Origin of the sequence: Pseudomonas taiwanensis (assembly GCF_013393345.1) — a bacterium.
Lineage (GTDB): Bacteria > Pseudomonadota > Gammaproteobacteria > Pseudomonadales > Pseudomonadaceae > Metapseudomonas > Metapseudomonas resinovorans_C.
In genome coordinates this window covers 114445-135439 of record NZ_QJRF01000070.1, presented here as the reverse complement: position 1 = coordinate 135439, position 20995 = coordinate 114445, and the positions used below count along the sequence as shown (strand labels likewise).

The 20995-nt window shown below is 64.6% G+C and carries 18 protein-coding genes; 11 read left to right on the top strand and 7 right to left on the bottom strand.

Features of this window, described 5'->3' with window-relative positions; all coding sequences use genetic code 11:
• Positions 1–142 precede the first annotated feature (142 nt).
• The 3 genes from DM872_RS23500 to xseA all read right to left on the bottom strand — a co-directional run bounded on the left by DM872_RS23500 (position 143) and on the right by xseA (position 3678).
• Positions 143–1366 carry a mechanosensitive ion channel family protein gene (locus DM872_RS23500; RefSeq protein ID WP_179061688.1) on the bottom strand — a complete coding sequence of 408 codons (1224 nt, stop codon included), beginning with the start codon at positions 1364–1366 and terminating at the stop codon, positions 143–145.
• Positions 1367–1474: 108 nt separating this feature from the next.
• A complete protein-coding gene (locus tag DM872_RS23495; protein WP_179061687.1) occupies positions 1475–2296 on the bottom strand; it encodes a peptidoglycan DD-metalloendopeptidase family protein in 822 nt (273 codons plus the stop codon).
• A gap of 2 nt (positions 2297–2298) precedes the next feature.
• Positions 2299–3678: an exodeoxyribonuclease VII large subunit gene (gene xseA, locus DM872_RS23490; protein ID WP_179061686.1), complete on the bottom strand. Its 1380-nt coding sequence runs from the start codon at positions 3676–3678 to the stop codon at positions 2299–2301.
• A 100-nt stretch (positions 3679–3778) separates the two neighbouring features.
• Between xseA and DM872_RS23485 the strand changes: the two genes are divergently transcribed.
• The 3 genes from DM872_RS23485 (at position 3779) to guaA (ending at position 7585) form a co-directional block, all read left to right on the top strand.
• Positions 3779–4330 carry a sugar ABC transporter ATPase gene (locus DM872_RS23485; protein ID WP_179061685.1) on the top strand — a complete coding sequence of 184 codons (552 nt, stop codon included), beginning with the start codon at positions 3779–3781 and terminating at the stop codon, positions 4328–4330.
• 127 nt (positions 4331–4457) lie between these two features.
• Complete coding sequence (gene guaB, locus DM872_RS23480; protein WP_179061684.1) at positions 4458–5927, top strand: IMP dehydrogenase; 1470 nt, start codon at positions 4458–4460, stop codon at positions 5925–5927.
• An 80-nt stretch (positions 5928–6007) separates the two neighbouring features.
• On the top strand, positions 6008–7585 hold the full coding sequence (guaA, locus tag DM872_RS23475; protein WP_179061683.1) for a glutamine-hydrolyzing GMP synthase: 1578 nt from the start codon (positions 6008–6010) through the stop codon (positions 7583–7585).
• Between the two features lie 201 nt (positions 7586–7786).
• Here the strand turns inward: guaA and DM872_RS23470 are convergent, their stop codons facing one another.
• Complete coding sequence (locus tag DM872_RS23470) at positions 7787–8440, bottom strand: intradiol ring-cleavage dioxygenase (protein WP_179061682.1); 654 nt, start codon at positions 8438–8440, stop codon at positions 7787–7789.
• A gap of 213 nt (positions 8441–8653) precedes the next feature.
• On the opposite strand from DM872_RS23470, the gene DM872_RS23465 reads away from it, so the two are divergent.
• From DM872_RS23465 to DM872_RS23455, 3 genes are all read left to right on the top strand, one after another.
• Positions 8654–10018, top strand: a complete 1365-nt coding sequence (locus tag DM872_RS23465; protein WP_179061681.1) for a multicopper oxidase family protein — start codon at positions 8654–8656, stop codon at positions 10016–10018.
• Positions 10019–10025: 7 nt separating this feature from the next.
• Positions 10026–10517, top strand: a complete 492-nt coding sequence (tadA, locus tag DM872_RS23460) for a tRNA adenosine(34) deaminase TadA (RefSeq protein WP_179061680.1) — start codon at positions 10026–10028, stop codon at positions 10515–10517.
• A 275-nt stretch (positions 10518–10792) separates the two neighbouring features.
• A complete protein-coding gene (locus DM872_RS23455) occupies positions 10793–12049 on the top strand; it encodes an aromatic amino acid transport family protein (protein WP_179061679.1) in 1257 nt (418 codons plus the stop codon).
• 57 nt (positions 12050–12106) lie between these two features.
• On the opposite strand, the gene mltF is transcribed toward DM872_RS23455, so the two are convergent.
• The gene (mltF, locus tag DM872_RS23450) at positions 12107–13570 is read right to left on the bottom strand and encodes a membrane-bound lytic murein transglycosylase MltF (RefSeq protein WP_218649548.1); all 1464 of its coding nucleotides are present in this window, start codon (positions 13568–13570) and stop codon (positions 12107–12109) included.
• A gap of 166 nt (positions 13571–13736) precedes the next feature.
• Here mltF and purL point away from each other — a divergent pair, with 166 nt between their 5' ends.
• The 3 genes from purL to DM872_RS23435 all read left to right on the top strand — a co-directional run bounded on the left by purL (position 13737) and on the right by DM872_RS23435 (position 18510).
• A complete protein-coding gene (gene purL, locus DM872_RS23445) occupies positions 13737–17633 on the top strand; it encodes a phosphoribosylformylglycinamidine synthase (protein WP_179061678.1) in 3897 nt (1298 codons plus the stop codon).
• A gap of 128 nt (positions 17634–17761) precedes the next feature.
• The gene (locus DM872_RS23440; RefSeq protein WP_179061677.1) at positions 17762–18022 is read left to right on the top strand and encodes a CDGSH iron-sulfur domain-containing protein; all 261 of its coding nucleotides are present in this window, start codon (positions 17762–17764) and stop codon (positions 18020–18022) included.
• A 170-nt stretch (positions 18023–18192) separates the two neighbouring features.
• Positions 18193–18510, top strand: a complete 318-nt coding sequence (locus tag DM872_RS23435; RefSeq protein WP_077522591.1) for a Nif3-like dinuclear metal center hexameric protein — start codon at positions 18193–18195, stop codon at positions 18508–18510.
• Here DM872_RS23435 and DM872_RS23430 read toward each other — a convergent pair whose 3' ends face one another.
• The gene (locus tag DM872_RS23430) at positions 18511–19383 is read right to left on the bottom strand and encodes a helix-turn-helix domain-containing protein (protein ID WP_179061676.1); all 873 of its coding nucleotides are present in this window, start codon (positions 19381–19383) and stop codon (positions 18511–18513) included. It lies immediately after the preceding gene.
• A gap of 147 nt (positions 19384–19530) precedes the next feature.
• Here DM872_RS23430 and DM872_RS23425 point away from each other — a divergent pair, with 147 nt between their 5' ends.
• On the top strand, positions 19531–20436 hold the full coding sequence (locus tag DM872_RS23425; RefSeq protein WP_179061675.1) for a DMT family transporter: 906 nt from the start codon (positions 19531–19533) through the stop codon (positions 20434–20436).
• A complete protein-coding gene (locus DM872_RS23420) occupies positions 20433–20753 on the top strand; it encodes a cupin domain-containing protein (protein WP_179061674.1) in 321 nt (106 codons plus the stop codon). Before DM872_RS23425 ends, DM872_RS23420 begins: the two co-directional genes overlap by 4 nt.
• Here DM872_RS23420 and DM872_RS23415 read toward each other — a convergent pair.
• Positions 20750–20983 carry a hypothetical protein gene (locus DM872_RS23415; RefSeq protein ID WP_179061673.1) on the bottom strand — a complete coding sequence of 78 codons (234 nt, stop codon included), beginning with the start codon at positions 20981–20983 and terminating at the stop codon, positions 20750–20752. The two genes, DM872_RS23420 and DM872_RS23415, sit on opposite strands and share 4 nt — an antisense overlap.
• Between the last annotated feature and the right edge of the window lie 12 nt (positions 20984–20995).

The window sequence follows — 20995 nt, the reverse complement described above, 5'->3', positions numbered from 1 at the left end:
GTGAAAAAGAGCGCAAGAATTTGCAGGGGAGGGATTTATTGCGCAATTGCGGGGTTTTTCTTGAGATGATTGCGCCGCTTTTTTGGGGTTAAGCAGCTCGCCCGCGAAAAGCCCGGTGTCGGGCAATCCGCGGGCAGTTTGGTCAATCGACCTTTGGCAGGCGAAGCGCGCGCATGTCCGCGCCGCTGGGGTGCTGGAACACCCGCAGGCCGAACTCGGGAAGAATCGCCAGCAAGTGGTCGAAGATGTCGGACTGGATGGACTCGTAGCTCGCCCAGGCGGTGGTATTGGTGAAGCAGTAAAGCTCCAGGGGCAGGCCGTCGGCGGTGGGGGCCAACTGCCGCACGATCAGGGTCATGTCCTTGCGGATGTCGAGGTTCTCCCGCAGGTAGTGCTCGACGTAGGCGCGGAAGGTGCCGATGTTGGTCAACTGGCGGCTGTTGATGGGCAGGCGAAGGGATTCATCCAGCTGGCTGTTCCAGCTGAGCAGTTCGCTTTCCTTGGCTTTCAGGTAACCGTCCAGCAGGCGGAAGCGGTGCAGGCGGTCGATGTCATCCTCGCTGAGGAAATGCACGCTGTTCTGGTCCAGGTACAGGCAGCGCTTGATCCGACGGCCGCCGGATTCCTGCATGCCCCGCCAGTTCTTGAACGAGTCGGTGATGAAGCGTTTGGTGGGGATGGTGGTGATGGTCTTGTCCCAGTTCTGCACCTTCACCGTATGCAGGGCGATGTCGATGACGTCGCCGTCGGCATTGAGCTGCGGCATTTCCACCCAGTCGCCGACGCGGATGATGTCACTGGAGGTGATCTGCACGCTGGCCACCAGCGACAGCAGGGTGTCCTGGAAGATCAACAGCAACACCGCCGCCATGGCACCCAAGCCGGAGAGCAGGATCAGCGGCGAGCGGTCGATCAGGCTGGCGATCATCAGGATGGTGGCGATGGCGAAGATGGCGATCTTCAGCACCTGCACGTAGCCCTTGATGGGCCGCAGGTGGGCGTCCTTGCGGCGCTGGTAGAGGCTGCTGACGATATTCAGCGCAGCGCTCAGGGCGAGTGCGATGGTGAGGATGATGAAAGCAGCGCAGACGTTGCTGATCACTTCCACCAGCGCGCCGGGCAGGTTCGGTACCACCTTGACGCCGAATGCCAGCACCAGGGCGGGCACCACGTTGGCCAGGCGCTTGATCAGGCCGTGGTCCTGTATATGCGCGCCGGTAATGCGGAACAGGCCGCGCAGGAGGATGCGGCGGACTATCCAGTTGGAAACCCAGGCCAGGAGGATGAGGGCGCTGGTGGAGACGACGGTGTGCAATTCGTTGTGCTGTCTTAGCCACATCAGCCAGTGGGTGACTTCGTCTTGCATGGGCTGCTCCCTTTATCTATCCGCTGCACGGGGCGGGTCCCGGAAAGCGCCGGACCATAACAAATCCGTCCCTCCGGCCCAAACCGAGGCTGTAAGCGCGGATGTCGCTCAGGGTTTGTAGGCACCGATGAAAATGGCCGGGTCCACTCGCACATCATTCAAGCTGACATTCCAGTGCATGTGCGGTCCGGTGGCACGGCCGGTGGCGCCGACGCGGCCGACCACGCCGCCGCGGGGCAATTGCTGGCCGAGCTTCACCTCTACCTTCGACATGTGACAGAACATGCTGATCAGGCCCTGGCCATGGTCGACGAACACTGTCTTGCCATTGAAGAAGTAGTCGCCGATCAGGATCACCTTGCCCGCTGCCGGTGCCTTGATCGGCGTGCCGGCGCCCACGGCGAAGTCCAGGCCGGAGTGCGGGTTGCGCTCCTCGCCATTGAAGAAGCGGCGCAGGCCGAAGGGGCTGGAAAGCGGGCCGTTCACTGGCTTGTCGAACAGCAGGTTGCTCGGCGAGCCGGGACTGAAGCGGCGGTAGGCGGTGGTCTGCTCGGCCAGTTCGCGGTCGATGCGCTTGAGGTCTTCCGGCAGTGGGTTCACCTGCCGTGTGTTGGCCAGTTTGATGCGCTGCTCACGATAGGTACGAGGACCAACGGCGAACGCCAGCTTGCGTCCGTCGCTGACCTGGATCTGCTGTTGGCCGGCCTTGGTACCCAGCGGAATGCCGACGATGGCGATCCAGTCGCGGCCGTCTTCCTTCACCACCAGCACGGGCTTGCCCTGGTAGCGCGCGGTGGGGGCCTGGGCGCCGTTGCCCAATTGGACCACCGCCACGCCACCCGGCACCGGTTTGTTCAGCAGGCGCGTGATGAAGCCTTCGGCGTGGACGGGGAGGGCAAGGCAGAGGAGCAGGGCGGCAAGCAGGCGCATTATCAATCCAGCAGGGAGAGGTTCACGGGAGTGAGGTGGTTGTCTTCGACACGCACGTCCAACTCGCCTTCCCCGAGTCGGGCCTTCAGGCGCTGGCCGGGGCGGGTCTGGCTGGCGGCGCGGACGGCCTGGCCGCGTTCGTCGAGCAGGATGCTGTAGCCGCGCCCGAGTGTGGCCAGGGGGCTGACCACGTGCAGGGTCTGGGCGAGGGCGTCGAGGCGCTGGCGACGGTCCTTGAGGGCATCGCGGGCGGCGCGGGGCAGGCGCTCGGCGAGGCTGTCGAGCTTCTGTCGCAGCAATGCCAGGCTGCGCCCCGGATGCTGTGCGGCGAGGCGGGTGTCCAGGCGAGCCAGTTGCTCGGTACGAATCTGCTGGCGGCGCTCGAAGGCGCGGCGCAGGCGCATGTCCAGGTCGTCCAGGCGCTGGGCCTGCTGGCGCAAGCGTTCGCCGGGATGACGCAGGCGCCGGAACAGGCCGTCCAGGCGCAGGCGCTCGCGGGTCAGGTGTTCCCGCACGCGCAGGACGAGGCGGCGGTGCAGGCTATCTAGGCGCTGCTGCAGTTCGCTCGCGTCGGGTGCCAGCAGTTCGGCAGCGGCCGATGGGGTAGGGGCGCGTACGTCGGCAACGAAGTCGCTGATGGAAACGTCCGTTTCATGGCCCACGGCGCTGACGATGGGCGTCTGGCAGGCGGCCACGGCGCGCGCCACGGCTTCTTCGTTGAAGCACCAGAGGTCCTCCAGCGAGCCACCGCCACGCGCCAGGATCAGTGCGTCGAAGCCCTTGGCGTCGGCCAGCGCGAGAGCACGGACGATCTGTGCGGTGGCTTCACGGCCTTGTACGGCCGTGGGGATCAGGGTCAGTTGCACCTGCGGCGCACGACGGCGGAACACGCTGATGATGTCGCGGATCACGGCGCCTGTGGGCGAACTGATGATGCCGATGCGTTGCGGGTGAGCGGGCAGCGGGCGTTTGCGTTCGGTGGCGAACAAGCCTTCGGCGGCGAGCTTCTCCTTCAACGCCTCGAAGGCCAGGCGCAGGGCGCCATCGCCGGCTGGCTCGACCGTATCGGCGATCAGTTGGTAGTCGCCACGCCCTTCGAACAGCGAAACCTTGCCACGCACGCGCACGGCCAGGCCATCGCGCAGGGCCTGGCGCACGCGCTGGGCGTTCTGGCGGAACAGGGCGCAGCGAACCTGGGCCTGGGCATCCTTGAGGGTGAAATAGAGATGGCCGGAAGCGGGGCGGGCGAGGTTGGAGATCTCGCCTTCCACCCAGACCTGCGGAAACACGTCCTCCAGTAAATGGCGGGCGCGCTGGTTGAGCTGGCTGACGGTCAGCACCTCGCGGTCGAGGCCGAGCCGTTGAAAGGGGTCTTTGAGCATGGGGGGAAATGATAATGACTTTGTCGCCATGCGCCATAGTTGACGAGTGAGGGACGACGGTTAAGCTGCGCGCCCCTTCCACCCAAGCAGGAGACCCGCGATGGAATCGAGCCAGTTGATCATCGTGCCGCAGATTTCCACTGTGCCCGGCCAGCAGGCCCTGGCGGGGCGCATGCTGCGCTGGCTGGCGCGGCGCGAGGTGGTCGAGGCACTGCCGAGCACCTGTGGGCTGCGCGGCAATCGCATGGCCTATGCCATCGCCGCTGGCGCGCGTGAGGTGGTGGAGAATCCGGAGCGCCTGCCATTCGGCCAGCCGGTGAATGGCCTCGAACTGGTGGACAAGCGTTGCATCTATACACCTACCCGCAACTTCCTCAGCGAAGCGGGCTGTCCGGAGTGCCGCCAGGAAGTGGGAGAGCCGCTGTTCGAGAGCCTGGAGGAGTGGTGGCCGGGGCAGACGGACAATTTCAGTTGCCCGGAATGCGGCTTCGAGGATGACATCAACGGTTTCCTCTTCCTCCAGCCCTGTGGTTTTTCCAACCTGGGATTCATCTTCAATGGCTGGGGTGAAACCCGCTTCACCCCGGCATTTCTTGATGCTTTCAGTGATCGGCTGGGGTTCGCCGTGCGCCAGGTGCGAACGGACGGCTGACGACCACTGATCGGCTTGGCATGTTTTTTTGCGGGAAACGCTCTACAGCCCATCGGTTGCGTTGAGCGGAGGCCGTGGCCTCGTTATAATGGCGCGCTTCCAATTTTCCCGCCTGGGAGCCCCCGCCATGCTGCGCATCAGCCAAGAAGCCCTGACCTTCGACGACGTTCTCCTGATTCCGGGATATTCCGAGATTCTGCCGAAGGATGTCAGCCTCAAGACCCGCCTGACCCGCGGCATCGAATTGAACATCCCGCTGGTTTCCGCGGCGATGGATACCGTGACCGAAGCGCGTCTGGCCATCGCCATGGCGCAGGAAGGCGGCATCGGCATCATCCACAAGAACATGACCATCGAGCAGCAGGCTGCCGAGGTGCGCAAGGTCAAGCGTCACGAGACCGCGATCGTCCGTGACCCGGTGACCGTAACCCCCTCCACCAAGATCATCGAGTTGCTGCAGATCGCCCGTGAGTACGGCTTCTCCGGCTTCCCGGTGGTGGAAGAGGGCGAACTGGTGGGCATCGTGACCGGCCGCGACCTGCGTTTCCGCCCGAACGTGGGCGATAGCGTCGCTGCGATCATGACTCCCAAGGACAAGCTGGTCACCGCTCGTGAAGGCACCCCGCTGGAAGAGATGAAGGCCAAGCTCTACGAAAACCGCATCGAGAAGATGCTGGTGGTCGACGAGAACTTCTACCTGCGCGGCCTGGTGACCTTCCGCGACATCGAGAAAGCCAAGACCTACCCGCTGGCGTCCAAGGATGCCCAAGGCAGCCTGCGCGTAGGCGCAGCCGTGGGTACTGGCGCCGACACCGGCGAGCGCGTTGCCGCACTGGTTGCCGCGGGTGTCGACGTGGTGGTGGTGGACACTGCACACGGCCACTCCAAGGGCGTGATCGAGCGCGTGCGCTGGGTCAAGAACACTTACCCGCACGTCCAGGTGATCGGCGGCAACATTGCCACCGGCGACGCCGCCAAGGCCCTGGCCGAGGCTGGCGCTGACGCGGTCAAGGTCGGTATCGGCCCGGGTTCCATCTGCACCACCCGTATCGTCGCGGGCGTCGGCGTACCGCAGATTTCCGCCATCGCCAACGTCGCCGCTGCCCTGGCCGGCTCCGGCATCCCGCTGATCGCCGACGGCGGCATCCGCTTCTCCGGTGACCTGTCCAAGGCCATCGTGGCGGGTGCCTCCTGCGTGATGATGGGCTCCATGTTCGCCGGTACCGAAGAGGCGCCGGGCGAGGTCGAGCTGTTCCAGGGCCGTTCCTACAAGGCCTACCGCGGCATGGGCTCGCTGGGTGCCATGGCGCAGTCCCAGGGTTCCTCCGACCGTTACTTCCAGGACTCCTCGGCCGGTGCCGAGAAGCTGGTTCCGGAAGGCATCGAGGGGCGCGTTCCCTACAAGGGCACCCTGACCGCCATCGTCCACCAGCTGATGGGCGGCCTGCGTGCCTCCATGGGTTACACCGGTTGCTCCACTGTCGAGGAAATGCGTACCAAGCCGCAGTTCGTACGCATCACCGGCGCCGGCATGGCCGAGTCCCACGTCCACGACGTACAGATCACCAAGGAAGCCCCGAACTACCGCGTTGGTTGAGGCTGACTGAAAGCTAGTGCGTCACGGGGCTGTCTGATTCAGCCCCGTGTCGTTTGTGAATTCCGTAACGAGAGATGGCCATGTCCCAAGACATTCACGCCCACCGGATCCTGATCCTCGACTTCGGTTCCCAGTACACCCAGCTGATCGCCCGTCGTGTGCGCGAGATCGGCGTGTACTGCGAAATCCACCCGTTCGACATGAGCAACGAGGCGATTCGCGCCTTCGCGCCGCGCGGCATCATCCTCGCCGGCGGCCCCGAGTCGGTGCACGAAGCCAACAGCCCGCGCGCGCCGCAGGCCGTGTTCGACCTGAACGTGCCGCTGTTCGGCATCTGCTACGGCATGCAGACCATGGCCGAGCAACTGGGCGGCAAGGTGCAGGGTTCCGACCTGCGCGAATTCGGTTACGCCCGTGTCGACGTGGTCGGCAAGGCCCGCCTGCTGGACGGCATCGAAGACCATATCGATGACGACGGCGTACTCGGCCTCGACGTCTGGATGAGCCACGGTGACAAGGTCACCGACATGCCGTCCGGCTTCCACATCCTGGCCAGCACCCCGAGCTGCCCGATCGCCGCCATGGCTGACGATCATCGCGCTTACTACGGCGTGCAGTTCCACCCGGAAGTGACCCACACCAAGCAGGGCGGCCGTATCCTTTCCCGCTTCGTGCTGGAGATCTGCGGCTGTGCCGCTCTCTGGACTCCGTCCAACATCGTCGAAGACGCCATCGCCACCGTGCGTGCCCAGGTGGGCTCGTCCAAGGTGCTGCTGGGCCTGTCCGGCGGCGTGGACTCCTCCGTGGTAGCGGCGCTGCTGCACCGCGCCATCGGCGACCAGCTGACCTGCGTGTTCGTCGACAACGGCCTGCTGCGCCTGCACGAGGGTGACCACGTGATGGCCATGTTCGCCGAGAACATGGGCGTACGCGTGATTCGCGCCAATGCTGAAGAGAAGTTCCTGTCTCGTCTGGCCGGCGTCGCCGACCCGGAAGAGAAGCGCAAGATCATCGGCCGTACCTTCATCGAAGTGTTCGATGAGGAAGCCACCCGCCTGCAGGGCATCAAGTTCCTCGCCCAGGGCACCATCTACCCCGACGTGATCGAGTCGGCCGGCGCCAAGACTGGCAAGGCCCACGTGATCAAGTCCCACCACAACGTCGGTGGCCTGCCGGAAGACATGCAGTTCGAACTGGTCGAGCCGCTGCGCGAGCTGTTCAAGGACGAAGTGCGCAAGATCGGTCTGGAGCTGGGCCTGCCGTACAGCATGGTCTACCGCCACCCGTTCCCCGGCCCGGGCCTGGGCGTGCGCATCCTCGGAGAAGTGAAGAAGGAATATGCCGACCTGCTGCGTCGTGCCGACCACATCTTCATCGAAGAACTGCACAAGGCGGACTGGTACCAGAAGACCAGCCAGGCCTTCGTAGTGTTCCAGCCGGTGAAATCCGTCGGTGTGGTCGGCGATGGCCGCCGCTATGCCTGGGTCGTGGCCCTGCGCGCGGTGGAAACCATCGACTTCATGACCGCCCGCTGGGCGCACCTGCCCTACGAGCTGCTGGAGACCGTCTCCAACCGCATCATCAACGAGATCGAAGGCATCTCCCGCGTCACTTACGACGTGTCGAGCAAACCGCCGGCGACCATCGAGTGGGAATGATGCGAGTGCGCAAGCACTAGCGAAACAGAACCGGCCAGGCCTCAAAGCCTGGCCGGTTTCGTTTTGGGGGGAGAGTTGCGCGGCGGGCTCTTTGTGGGGGCGAATTCATTCGCCAAGGGCAGCGCAGCTGCCCCGATTCCCCGTTGGCAGACCTTCGGCCTGCTCAGCGACTGAAGTCGCCCCCACAGTCATCACAAACGCTCAGGTATTGGCGCGGGTATCGACCACCAGTGTCAGCCGTGCGATGAATCCGTCGCCATCCTCCACCAGTTCAGCAACCGACTGTTCCCCGCCCTGCCGGCGATAGATGTAGTCCTGCTCCCGGGGTGTCCAATCCTGGCCAGGGTGGGAGTAGGGCGGTTTCGCCATCGCCGGGCGGATGAGCGATTCGGGGAAGTACAGCTGCCCGGTGTGGATATCCCGCTCGCTCAGATGCACCTTCAGGTGCACATGGTTGGTTCTGCCGGGGTAGTAGCCAGGGAGGATGCTGCGAAACTCCGCGCGACCGTCGTCGTCGGTGATCTGTACGCCACGGAGGAATCGGCTCGCCGCTTCGCTCCCCACGCCCGAATAGGCGCCGTGCGCATCGCAGTGCCAGATCTCCAGGGCGGCATCGCCCAATGGGCGACAGCTGTCGAGCTGCAGCACCTCGAACTGCAGTCGCAAAGCTGTGCCTGGTTTGCCGTCCGTGATGTCCTGGCGCAATAGCGCATCTTCCAGGTAGAAGGGGCCGGCGGTCTGCGCCGGGCTGAGGCGGCAGGTCCTGGTGGTATCGGCCTGGCCGAAACGCGGCCAGTTCAATAGCACCAGGCCGCCGAGACCGAGTTGCATCACTTGGCGGCGGGTGGGATGCACGGAGACGTTCCTCTGTAGAGAGTCGGACCTCACTTTCAGCCTAGACCTGGCGCGGACCGGCTGCTGCGCCCATCGGTCGCGGTCGACGCAGATGCTTTTACTTATCTTTCACAGCCCCTGGGTGTATCTTGTGCGCCCCAAAGCCGGCCCGACAGAGGCTGGTTCGATTAGCCGATGGGACAGCCCCGTTCTTCCCCAGAGGAGCCTGACCCCATGTCCTTCACTCGCAGACAGATTCTCGGCGGCCTTGCCGGCCTCGGCGTTGTCGGCCTTGGTGCCGGTGGCGCTCGCTACTGGCTGGGTCGCACCCTGGATGCCAAGACCCACGATTACGAACTGATCGCCGCGCCGCTGGATCTCGAACTGGTCCAGGGTCACACCACGCCTGCCTGGGCCTATGGCGGTCAGGCACCGGGCGTGGAGCTGCGCTCCCGCCAGGGGGACTGGCTGCGGGTGCGCTTTATCAACAAGCTCGACGAACCCACCACCATCCACTGGCACGGCATCCGTGTGCCCCTGGAAATGGATGGCGTTCCCTACGTTTCGCAGTTGCCGGTGCTGCCCGGCGAATACTTCGACTACCGTTTCAAGACCGACGACGCGGGCAGCTTCTGGTACCACCCGCACCTGTCCAGCGCCCATCAGCTGGGGCGCGGCCTGGTCGGTCCGCTGATCGTCGAAGAGCGTGAACCTTCCGGCTTCAAGCACGAGAAAGTGCTCAGCCTGAAGACCTGGCACGTGGATCAGGAAGGCGCCTTCACTGCCTTCAGCGTCCCCCGCGAGGCCGCCCGTGAAGGCACCCGTGGCCGCCTGAGCACCATCAACGGCAAGTCGCTGCCGACCATCGAACTGCCCGCGGGGCAAGTGGTGCGTCTGCGAATCCTGAACCTGGACAACACCGTCACCTACCGGCTCAACCTGCCGGGTGGCGAAGCGCGCATCTATTCCCTCGATGGTCACCCGGTGAAACCGCGCGACCTGGGCAAGGAGTACTGGCTTGGGCCGGGTATGCGCATCGAACTGGCGATCAAGGTGCCGGCCGAAGGCACCGAGGTGCCACTGCGCAATGGTCCGTTGCGCCTGGCGACACTGAAGAGCGTCGCCAGCAGCGAGGTGCCCGGCGACTGGCCGGCGCCGCTGCCGGACAACCCGGTGCCCGAGCCCGACCTGGAGAAGGCCCAGGTGTTGCGTTTCAACTTCGAGTGGGCGGCGACCCTGGCCAGCGCCGCCGGACGTCCGAGCAACTACTGGCAGATCAACGGCAAGGCCTGGGACATCAACGACAAGACCTGCGCGGACCGTCCCATCGCCCGGCTGAAGAAGGATGGCCACTACATCTTCGAGCTGCGCAATATGGCCCAGTACCTGCACCCCATCCACCTGCATGGCATGGCGTTCAAGGTGCTGGACTCGGACCGCAAGGACATCATTCCCTACTTCACCGACACCTACCTGCTGGGCAAGAACGAGACCGCGCGCATCGCGCTGGTGGCGGAGAACCCAGGTGTCTGGATGTTCCACTGCCACGTCATCGACCATATGGAAACCGGTCTGATGGCCGCCATCGAGGTTGTCTGAACCCACCATGCGCCAGCCCCAGATCATCGACCGCAGCCGCGACGAACATTTCATGCGTGAAGCCCTCTCCCTGGCGCAGCAGGGCGCGGCGTTGGGGGAGGTGCCGGTGGGCGCGGTGCTGGTCAAGGACGGCGAGATCGTCGGGCGTGGTTTCAATTGCCCGATCTCCGGCCACGACCCCAGTGCCCATGCCGAGATGGTGGCGGTGCGCGACGCCGCCAGCCGCCTGGAGAACTACCGCCTGGTGGGAAGCACCCTCTACGTCACCCTGGAGCCCTGCAGCATGTGCGCCGGGCTCATCGTCCACTCGCGGATTACCCGCGTCGTCTACGGTGCCACCGAGCCCAAGGCGGGCGTGGTGGTCAGCCGTGGCCAGTTCTTCAACCAGGAGTTCCTCAATCACCGCGTGCTGGTGGAGGGCGGGGTGCTGGCGCAGGCGTGCAGCGAGATGCTTTCCGGCTTCTTCCAGGCCCGTCGCGCCGCGCGCAAGGACGTCTGACTCGGACGCTTCCGACAGGCTATTCGACCAAGGTCGGGACAATTCCTGCTAGACCCTGAAACCTCCTGTGCTAAGGTGCGCGCCCGCCCGAACAGGGCGTCCCAGAGCGGCGTAAGCAAAAGTCGCCGGGGAAGGCCCCTACAAGGGGCCACCGCCAGGAGGCATCCGCAATCCCGTTGTCCCGCAGTGCCCGTTTCATCGTTTGACGGAAAGGCCATGGCAGCTTCAGGTCAGGGGCCTCCTGAAAACGAGAATGTGTTGTTGAGGGTGCTGTTATGAGTGAAACCAGGGTCCAGTCTTACCAGGATCAGGTTGGGACGGAGCCAGTCGATTCGTCGGGGCTGGCGGTCCATCGGCTGAGCTTCCTTGAAGCGGTCGCCATGATCGTAGGCACCAACATTGGGGCGGGCGTACTCTCCATGGCCTACGCCAGCCGCAAGGCGGGCTTCATGCCCTTGCTGCTGTGGCTCGCGGTGGCGGGCGTGTTCACCACCATTTCCATGCTGTACGTATCGGAAACCGCGCTGCGGACCCGTACCCACAACCAGCTGAGCGGCCTCGCACAGCGCTACGTGGGGTCGTTCGGTGCCTGGGCCATTTTCCTTTCGGTTGCGGTCAACAGCATCGGTGCGCTGATCGCCTACATGAGCGGCAGCGGCAAGATCCTCAGCGCCTTCTTCGGCATCAGTCCGGCGCTGGGCAGCTTGCTGTTCTTCCTGCCGGCGGCGCTGGTGCTCTATCTCGGCCTGGGCGCGATCGGCAAGGGTGAAAAGTTCATCAGCATCGGCATGGTCAGCATGATCGTGGTGCTGGTGGTCGCCACCCTGGTCAACGAGAACACCGACGTAGCCCGCCTGCTGGAAGGCGACTGGATCTACATGGTGCCGGTATTCAACATCGCGGTGTTCTGCTTCTCCGCGCAGTACATCGTCCCGGAGATGGCCCGTGGATTCAGCCATGCGCCGTCGCAACTGCCCAAGGCGGTGATCACCGGCATGCTGGTGACTTTCTGCCTGCTGGCGATCGTGCCCATGTCAGTGATCTCCCTGAACGGGCTGGAAAACCAGAGCGAAGTCGCCACGCTGGCATGGGGCCAGGCGCTGGGGCAGTGGGCGTTCTACACCGCCAACACCTTTGCGCTGTGCGCCATGCTGACCTCCTACTGGGGCCTGGGTGGCAGCTTCCTGACCAACATCTTCGACAAGTTCCACAAGCTCGGTTCGGAAAGCCAGCCGAAGACCCGTCTGCTGGTGCTCGGAATCGTGTGCGTACCACCCTTCCTGCTGGCCTACAGCGGCATGGTCGGCTTCGTGAACGCGCTGTACTTCGCCGGTGCCTTCAGTGGCGTGATCCTGTCCATCATGCCGATCCTCATGCTGCGATCTGCTCGTCGCCACGGTGATCTGCAACCGGCCTGGCAGTGCGGCTGGATCGCCCATCCGCTGATCCAGGTGTTCATTGTGATGATCTACCTGGCCAGCGCCGCTTATGCCATCTGCAGCGCGCTCAACCTGCTGCCGTCTGGCTGGTGATCGCCTGATGTGAAAAAGCCCGCTCGATGCGGGCTTTTTCATGTCCGGAACAACAGCTCAGAGCTTTTCGTCCTGCTGGTCTTCCGGTGGACGGGTCTTGTTGATGCCGGGCAGGTGGCTGGCGTTCTCGGCCAGCTGGCTGCCTTCCATCTGCGGCTGGGTCACCCAGGTGAGGATGTCGTAGTAGCGGCGGATGTTCTGCACGAAGTGCACCGTCTCGCCGCCACGGGCATAACCATAGCGGGTCTTGCGGTACCACTGCTTCTGCGACAGGCGCGGCAGCATCTTCTTCACGTCCAGCCACTTGTTCGGGTTCAGGCCCTCGGCTTCGGCCAGCTTACGGGCGTCACCCAGGTGGGCGATGCCGATGTTGTAAGCGGCCAGGGCGAACCAGGTGCGGTCCGGTTCCTTGAGATCGTCGGAGAGACCGTCCTTGATCATGGTGAAGTACTTGCCGCCGCCATGGATGCTCTGCTGGGCGTTCAGGCGGTTGGATACGCCCATGGCCTTGGCAGTGCCCTCGGTCAGCATCATCAGGCCGCGCACACCGGTCTTGGAGGTGGCCGTGGGCTGCCAGAGGGATTCCTGGTAGCCGATGGCCGCCAGCAGGCGCCAGTCCACGTCGTTCTTCTGCGAAGCCAGGCGGAAGTGCTGCTCGTACTTGGGAAGACGCTGCTGCAAGTGCTTGGCGAAGGTGTAGGCGCCAACGTAGCCGAGTACGTCGACATGGCCGTAGTAGCGATCTTTCAGGCGCTGCAGGGTGCCGTCCTTGCGGGCCTTGTCGAGGAAGGCATTGACCTCGTTGTAGAGGCTGTCGTCCTCGCCCGGCGCCATGGCCCAGGCCAGGCTGGTGGCGTCACCCAGGTCGAAAGCCACGCGCACATTGGGGAAGTAGACCTGGTTCATCGCCAACTCGTTGGAATCCACCAGGGTCAGGTCGATCTGCCCTTCGTCGACCATGCGCAGCAGATCGACCATCTCGACTTCGTCGGATTCCTCGTACTTCAGACCCGGCAGGGTGGCTTTCAACGTCGCCAGTTGCTCGGCGTGGCTGCTGCCCTTGAGGACCAGGATGCGGCGGCCCACCAGGTCTTCGGGGCGGGTGGGGCGGCGTTCGCCATTGCGGTAGATGACCTGGGGGGTGACATCCAGGTAGGAATGGGAGAAACGCACATCGTTCTTGCGCGCGTCGCTGGCCACCAGGCCCGCGGCGGCCAGCACCGGGCCGTTGGCCTGGCCCAGGCGGAAGTAGAGGTCGTCCAGCTTGTCGGCGGTTTCGATCTTGAGTTCGACGCCCAGATCGTCGGCAAAACGCTTGACCAGTTCGTACTCGAAACCGGTTTCGCCGTTGCGATCTTCGAAATAGGTGGCGGGGCTGTTGCGTGTGATCACGCGTAGCACACCCTCCTCCTGAACGCGCTCGAGGGTGGTGGGCTGCTTGCAGCCGACGAGCATCAGGAAGAATCCGGTAGCCAGGGCCCAGAACGCCCGACGTGTGCCGAACACGTGGTGATTTAGCATCCACGGAGTATACGCAAAGCCTGGCGGGCGCCATATCTCGACAGCGGGCATCTTCTCTGCTAGCTGTCGGGCGACGCGAGGCACCTTCAGAGGTGCCGGAAAGCGGCGCTTTGCGCTAGAATGCACGGCCTCCAAGCACACCCCTTCCCCAGAGGCTGTCCCGAAGATGTTGATCCTGCGCGGTGCTCCCGCCCTTTCCGCTTTTCGCCACGGCAAACTGCTCGAGCAACTGACCCAGAAGGTCCCCGCCGTCAGCGGACTCTATGCCGAGTTCACCCACTTCGCCGAAGTGATTGGCGTACTCGGCGGGGAGGAAGAGCAAGTCCTGGCTCGCCTGCTCAAGTACGGCCCGAGCGTCCCGGTTCAGGAGCCCAGCGGCCGCCTGTTCCTGGTAGTGCCGCGCTTCGGCACCATCTCGCCCTGGTCGAGCAAGGCCACCGACATTGCCCGTAACTGCGGCCTGGCCAAGATCGAGCGTCTGGAACGCGCTATCGCCTATTACGTGACAGGCGAGTTCAGCGACGCCGAGGCGCAGCTCATCGCCAGCAGCCTGCACGACCGCATGACCCAGCTGGTGCTGGCCGGCGCGGAAGAGGCTGCCAGCCTGTTCAGCCATGCCCAGCCCAAGCCGCTGACCGCCGTGGACATCCTCGGTGGCGGCCGCGCCGCGCTGGAAAAGGCCAACGTCGAACTGGGCCTGGCACTGGCCGAAGACGAAATCGACTACCTGGTGAAGAGCTTCGGCGACCTGGGCCGCAACCCCCACGACGTCGAGCTGATGATGTTCGCCCAGGCGAACTCCGAGCATTGCCGCCACAAGATCTTCAACGCCAGCTGGGATATCGACGGCCAGGCGCAAGAGAAGAGCCTGTTCGGCATGATCAAGAACACCTATGAGATGAACCGCGAAGGCGTGCTGTCCGCATACAAGGACAACGCTTCGGTGATCGTGGGCTCCACCGCCGGTCGATTCTTCCCGAACCCGGCGACCCGTCAGTACGGCGCTACCCAGGAGCCCGTGCACATCCTGATGAAGGTGGAAACCCACAACCACCCGACCGCCATCGCCCCGTTCCCCGGCGCCTCCACCGGCTCCGGCGGCGAGATCCGCGACGAAGGCGCGACCGGCCGCGGTGCCAAGCCCAAGGCTGGCCTGACCGGTTTCACCGTATCCAACCTGCAAATCCCCGGTTTCGAACAGCCTTGGGAAAAGCCGTACGGCAAGCCCGAGCGCATCGTTACCCCGCTGGACATCATGATCGAAGGCCCGCTGGGCGGCGCCGCGTTCAACAACGAGTTCGGCCGTCCGGCCCTGACCGGTTACTTCCGTACCTTCGAGCAGGCCATCGACACCCCCCACGGTAACGAGGTGCGCGGCTACCACAAGCCGATCATGCTCGCCGGCGGCATGGGCAACATCCGCGAAGAGCACGTGCAAAAGGGCGAGATTTCCATCGGCGCCAAGCTGATCGTCCTCGGCGGCCCGGCCATGCTCATCGGCCTGGGCGGCGGTGCCGCATCCTCCATGGCCACCGGCGCAAGCTCCGCAGACCTGGACTTCGCCTCCGTGCAGCGCGACAACCCGGAAATGGAGCGTCGCTGCCAGGAAGTGATCGACCGTTGCTGGCAGATGGGTTCGGAAAACCCCATCAAGTTCATCCACGACGTGGGTGCCGGCGGTATTTCCAATGCCCTGCCCGAACTGATCAACGACGGCGGCCGTGGCGGTCGCTTCGAACTGCGCGCCGTGCCCAACGACGAGCCGGGCATGAGCCCGCTGGAAATCTGGTGCAACGAATCCCAGGAGCGCTACGTGCTCTCCGTGGACGCCGCTGACTTCGAGCGCTTCAAGGCCATCTGCGAGCGCGAGCGCTGCCCGTTCGCCGTGGTTGGCGAGGCAATCGCAGAGCCTCACCTGACCGTGGCCGACAGCCACTTCGGCAACAACCCAGTGGACATGCCGCTCGAAGTCCTGCTCGGCAAGCCGCCGCGCATGCACCGTTCGGTCAGCCGCGAGGCCGAACTGGGCGATGACTTCGCCGCCGCCGAACTGGACATCGACGAAGCCGTCAGCCGTGTCCTGCATCACCCGGCCGTGGCCAGCAAGAACTTCCTGATCACCATCGGCGACCGCACCATCACCGGCCTGGTTGCCCGCGACCAGATGGTCGGCCCCTGGCAGGTCCCGGTAGCCGATTGTGCCGTTACCGCCACCAGTTTCGACGTCTACACCGGCGAAGCCATGGCGATGGGCGAGCGCACGCCGCTGGCCCTGCTGAACGCCCCTGCGTCCGGCCGTATGGCCATTGGTGAGACCATCACCAACCTGGCGGCCTCGAAGATCGAGAAGCTGGGCGACATCAAGCTCTCCGCCAACTGGATGGCCGCCGCTGGCCACCCGGGCGAAGACGCCCGTCTGTACGACACCGTCAAGGCCGTCGGCATGGAACTGTGCCCGGCGCTGGGCATCACCATCCCGGTGGGCAAGGACTCCATGTCCATGAAGACCCGCTGGCAGGACGAGGGCGCGGACAAGTCCGTTACCTCGCCGCTGTCGCTGATCGTCACCGGCTTCGCGCCGGTCAGCGATGTGCGCCAGACCCTGACCCCGCAACTGCGCCTGGACAAGGGCGAGACCGACCTGATCCTGGTCGACCTCGGCCGCGGCCAGAACCGCATGGGCGGCTCCATCCTCGCCCAGGTCTACAGCAAGCTCGGCCAGCAGGTACCGGACGTCGACGACGCCGAAGACCTGAAAGCCTTCTTCGCCGTGATCCAGGGCCTGAACGCCGATGGCCACCTGCTGGCCTATCACGACCGTTCCGACGGCGGCCTGCTGGCCACCGTGCTGGAAATGGCCTTCGCCGGCCATTGCGGCCTGGACCTTTACCTCGACGCCCTGGCCGACAACCGTGAAGGCCTGGCCGCCGTGCTGTTCAACGAAGAACTGGGTGCGGTCATCCAGGTTCGCCAGGACGCCACGCCGGAAGTGCTGGCCCAGTTCAGCGCCGCTGGGCTCGGGGATTGCGTTGCCGTCATCGGCCAGCCTTTCAACGGCGCCAACGTCGCCATCAGCTTCAACGGCGAAGCCGTGTTCGGCGGTGAGCGCCGCATGCTGCAGCGCCAGTGGTCCGAGACCAGCTATCGCATCCAGCGCCTGCGCGACAACGCCAACTGCGCTGACCAGGAATTCGATGCGCTGCTGGAAGAAGACAACCCCGGCCTGTCCGTCAAACTCAGCTTCGACGTCAACCAGGACATCTCCGCGCCCTACATCAAGAAGGGTGTGCGTCCGCAGGTGGCGATCCTCCGCGAGCAGGGCGTCAACGGCCAGGTGGAAATGGCCGCCGCCTTCGACCGCGCTGGCTTCGCTGCCATCGACGTGCACATGAGCGACATCCTCGCCGGCCGCGTCAGCCTGGAAGACTTCAAGGGCCTGGTGGCCTGCGGTGGCTTCTCCTACGGCGACGTACTCGGCGCCGGTGAGGGCTGGGCCAAGTCGATCCTGTTCAACACCCGTGCCCGTGAAGGCTTCCAGTCGTTCTTCGAGCGCAAGGACAGCTTCGCCCTGGGCGTGTGCAACGGTTGCCAGATGATGTCCAACCTGCACGAGCTGATCCCCGGCACCGAGTTCTGGCCGCACTTCGTGCGCAACCGCTCGGAGCAGTTCGAAGCGCGCGTGGCCATGGTCCAGGTGCAGGAGTCGTCCTCGATCTTCCTGCGTGGCATGGCGGGTTCGCGCATGCCGATCGCCATCGCCCACGGCGAAGGTCATGCCGAGTTCGAGAGCGAAGAGGCGCTGCTGGAAGCCGACCTGTCCGGTTGCGTCTCCATGCGCTTCGTCGATACCCACGGCAAGGTCACCGAGACCTACCCGGCCAACCCGAACGGCTCGCCCCGTGGCATCACCGGCCTCACCAGCCGCGACGGCCGCGTGACCATCATGATGCCGCACCCGGAACGCGTGTTCCGTGCCGTGCAGAACTCCTGGCGCCCGGACGAGTGGCAGGAAGACGGCGGCTGGATGCGCATGTTCCGCAATGCCCGCGTCTGGGTAGATTAAAAGCCGGCCGAAGGCCATCTGATGACCCTCTCCCTCCGGGAGAGGGCTAAATTGGCCCACTCGGACATCGACAGCGAAAGGCGGGAGAAGGCAATCTTCTCCCGCCTTTTTCGTTTCCGAGCCTGCCCATGCCGGACCCGATCCTTCCTGAAGTCCGCCTGCTCCAACCCGGCGACCATTGCCGGCTCTGCCGCTGTGGTCGTTCGCCCGAACTGCCGGATTGCCCATCCGACTGCGCCGACGGCTTCGACCTGATCGCTCGCCGTGAGCAGCGGTTGCTGCTCTGTCGTTGCGGCCTGTCCGCTCGCTTGCCCTGGTGCGATGGCAGCCACAGTCCGCCCACGCCCAGCCTCGGGCAACGCTGGCGGCGATTCTGGAAAGGTGAGTAGCACGTCACCTTTATCACCAGACGCACTATCCCCGCGCAGAACGCTTTACTGCGCTCCGGGTCCAAATCGCCGTATGTGAACCGTGCCTCGGTAAACTGACGTCAAAGTGCCATCATTCGTGACATCATTTCCCGTGCACGAACCGCAGTCTGAGCCATTGGGAGGACTCGATGTACAAGTTGTGCTTCTACGTTCCGGAGAGCCATCTGGAACCTGTGAAAAAGTCCATCTTCGCCGCAGGCGGCGGGCGCATCGGCGCCTATGACAGCTGCTGCTGGCAAGCGCTCGGGCAGGGACAGTTCCGTCCGCTGGAGGGCAGCAATCCCTATCTGGGCCAGTCCGGCACCGTCGAGCATGTGGCCGAGTGGAAAGTGGAAATGGTGGTGGCCGATGAGCTCATCCATGAGGCGGTCAAGGCACTGAAGAAGGCCCATCCCTACGAAACGCCCGCGTTCGAAGTCTGGCGCCTGTCCGACCTGGTGTTCTGATCAGCGAAACGCCGACCTGAAGGCCCCTGGCGTGCCGCCAACCGTCGCGCGGAAGCGATTGCTGAAGTGGCTGGCGCTGGCGAAACCGCAGGCCAGGGCGATCTCTCCCAAAGGCAGTTCAGTGTCGCGCAGCAGCTTGCGCGCCCGTTCCAGGCGGCGCGCCAGTACGTACTGGTGGGGCGGCATGCCGAAGCTCTCGCGGAACATCCGTGCGAAGTGGTACTCCGACAGCGCCGAAAAGGTCGCCAGCTCACCCAGGCTGATGGGCTCGGCCAGGCGGGTCTCGATGTAGTCCACCAGGCGCTTGCGCAAGGTCGGCGCCAATCCCCCCTTCAAGCGCAAACCTTCACGCATGCCCACCTGGGTCAGCAGACTGTGATGGATCATCTCGTGCGCCAGGCTGGTGGCACGCAGGCGCTCGCTGGGTTCGTCCCAGTCCAGGCGGATCAACTGGTGGAAGTTCTGCGCCTGCAGCGGGTCGTCGAGGAAGGTACGCTCGCACAGTTGCAGTTCGCGGGGCTCGCGGTCCAGCAGGGTCACGGCGGCCTGGGCGAAGTGCTCTGCGCTGAAGTACAGGTGCGCCAGTCGGATGTCGCCGTTGATCACCCAGGACGACTCGTGGCCGGCCGGCAGGATGCACAGTTTGCCCGGGGCGCCCTTGGTATCCGGGCGCTCGCGGCGGTAAGTGCCGGTGCCGCCCTCCAGGTAGCAGGACAGGGTGTGGAACTTCGGCCCCTGGTAATCCCGCGCATCGTGGTGATTGCTCCAGAGTGCCGCGCCCAGGCCATCGCCCAGCTCCGCGCTGTGCTCGAGGCGAGCATGGGGCGAACTGCTGAGGGACTGGAAGACCTGGTTCTGTTCGAGTAGCGACATGGACAAAGCGGCCGGTGTGCGAATGGGGTTCATCCTAGCGCGCGCGTAAACCGACGGGCAGGTCTCCGACGAGATAAGCGCAAGTTTGTGCAAGCCGGAAGCCGGTGGCGGACGGAGACTGGTTCCATCGAAACCGGAGTCGCCGTGATGAACCTGTCCCTGTACCTGCTCACCGTCCTGATCTGGGGCACCACCTGGATCGCCATCAAGCTGCAGATGGGCAGCGTCGCCATTCCCGCCTCCATCGCCTACCGTTTCGCCCTGGCCGCCGCCGTGCTCTTCACCATCCTGCTGATCAGCCGACGCCTGCAGAAGCTCGATGGCCGCGCGCAGATGGTCTGCCTGGCCCAGGGCCTGTGCCTGTTCTGCGTCAACTTCATGTGCTTCTACACCGCCAGCCAATGGATACCCAGCGGCCTGATCGCCGTGGTGTTCTCCACCGCCACCCTGTGGAACGCCCTCAATGCACGCATCTTCTTCGGCCAGCGCATCGCCCCCAATGTCCTCGGTGGCGGCGGCCTTGGCCTGCTGGGGCTGGGCTTGCTGTTCTGGCCGGAGCTGTCGCACCACAGCGCCAGCCGTGAAACCTTCATCGGCCTTGGCCTGGCTCTGCTCGGAACCCTGTGCTTCTCCGCCGGCAACATGCTCTCCAGCCTGCAACAGAGGGCCGGCCTCAAGCCGCTGACCACCAATGCCTGGGGCATGCTCTATGGCGCCCTGATGCTCAGTGCCTGGTGCCTGGCGAGCGGCACGCCGTTCGGCATGGAGTGGAATACCCGTTACATCGGTTCGCTGCTCTACTTGGCGATTCCCGGCTCGGTGATCGGCTTCACCGCCTACCTGACCCTTGTGGGACGCATGGGCCCGGACCGTGCCGCCTATTGCACCGTGCTGTTCCCGGTGGTGGCACTGAATATCTCGGCCTTTGTCGAAGGCTACCAATGGACCTTGCCGGCGCTGTTCGGCTTGGGCCTGGTGATGGCCGGTAACGTGCTGGTGTTCCGCAAGCCCAAGCCGTCCGTGCCAGCCGCTGCCACAGCGGGTCGCGCATGAGTGCCGGGCGAGTGGTGCGCAGCTGCGAGTTCACTGCGGAGCGGGCGTGGGGCGCGATGGGTATCGCCAACATGGATGGCACCACGGTGCGCTTGCACTGGACCGACCGGCCCTACGTCTGGCACGTCAATGACGGCCCGGAAGTCTTCGTGGTGCTCGATGGCGAGGTAGAGATGCGTTATCGCGAGGAAGGCGAGGAGCGACGGGTGTCGCTGCGGACCGGGGATATCTTCTTCGCCGAGGTGGGCTGCGAACATGTCGCCCATCCCGTCGGCGCCGCCCGCGTCCTGGTCATCGAGCGGGAAGGGAGCATCTAGTCGCCCTCGGTCTTTTTCACCCCACGCATGTTCATGGCCGCGAGGCAGAACTGCAGCACGATCAGTGCATAGGCATCGGCATGAAGGCCCCAGGCGATCCACAGCGCATTGCTTGCGATGAACGCCCAGAAACCGGCATTGCGCCGCGAGTCGCGATTGGAACCGATCAGCCACGCGGCCAGTACGGTCACCAGCATCGCCGGCCATTGCAGCAGGTCCAGGTAGTCCATCGCCAACTCCTC

What these genes read in the sequence shown, in the direction of transcription:
- purL (WP_179061678.1), top strand. Translation starts at nt 13,737, where the DNA reads ATGTTGATCCTGCGCGGTGCTCCCGCCCTTTCCGCTTTTCGCCACGGC.
- xseA (WP_179061686.1), bottom strand. Translation starts at nt 3,678, where the DNA reads ATGCTCAAAGACCCCTTTCAACGGCTCGGCCTCGACCGCGAGGTGCTG.
- DM872_RS23495 (WP_179061687.1), bottom strand. Translation starts at nt 2,296, where the DNA reads ATGCGCCTGCTTGCCGCCCTGCTCCTCTGCCTTGCCCTCCCCGTCCAC.
- DM872_RS23500 (WP_179061688.1), bottom strand. Translation starts at nt 1,366, where the DNA reads ATGCAAGACGAAGTCACCCACTGGCTGATGTGGCTAAGACAGCACAAC.
- DM872_RS23485 (WP_179061685.1), top strand. Translation starts at nt 3,779, where the DNA reads ATGGAATCGAGCCAGTTGATCATCGTGCCGCAGATTTCCACTGTGCCC.
- DM872_RS23430 (WP_179061676.1), bottom strand. Translation starts at nt 19,383, where the DNA reads ATGTCGCTACTCGAACAGAACCAGGTCTTCCAGTCCCTCAGCAGTTCG.
- DM872_RS23420 (WP_179061674.1), top strand. Translation starts at nt 20,433, where the DNA reads ATGAGTGCCGGGCGAGTGGTGCGCAGCTGCGAGTTCACTGCGGAGCGG.
- guaA (WP_179061683.1), top strand. Translation starts at nt 6,008, where the DNA reads ATGTCCCAAGACATTCACGCCCACCGGATCCTGATCCTCGACTTCGGT.
- DM872_RS23425 (WP_179061675.1), top strand. Translation starts at nt 19,531, where the DNA reads ATGAACCTGTCCCTGTACCTGCTCACCGTCCTGATCTGGGGCACCACC.
- tadA (WP_179061680.1), top strand. Translation starts at nt 10,026, where the DNA reads ATGCGCCAGCCCCAGATCATCGACCGCAGCCGCGACGAACATTTCATG.
- DM872_RS23465 (WP_179061681.1), top strand. Translation starts at nt 8,654, where the DNA reads ATGTCCTTCACTCGCAGACAGATTCTCGGCGGCCTTGCCGGCCTCGGC.
- DM872_RS23415 (WP_179061673.1), bottom strand. Translation starts at nt 20,983, where the DNA reads ATGGACTACCTGGACCTGCTGCAATGGCCGGCGATGCTGGTGACCGTA.
- DM872_RS23435 (WP_077522591.1), top strand. Translation starts at nt 18,193, where the DNA reads ATGTACAAGTTGTGCTTCTACGTTCCGGAGAGCCATCTGGAACCTGTG.
- DM872_RS23440 (WP_179061677.1), top strand. Translation starts at nt 17,762, where the DNA reads ATGCCGGACCCGATCCTTCCTGAAGTCCGCCTGCTCCAACCCGGCGAC.
- mltF (WP_218649548.1), bottom strand. Translation starts at nt 13,570, where the DNA reads ATGCTAAATCACCACGTGTTCGGCACACGTCGGGCGTTCTGGGCCCTG.
- DM872_RS23455 (WP_179061679.1), top strand. Translation starts at nt 10,793, where the DNA reads ATGAGTGAAACCAGGGTCCAGTCTTACCAGGATCAGGTTGGGACGGAG.
- guaB (WP_179061684.1), top strand. Translation starts at nt 4,458, where the DNA reads ATGCTGCGCATCAGCCAAGAAGCCCTGACCTTCGACGACGTTCTCCTG.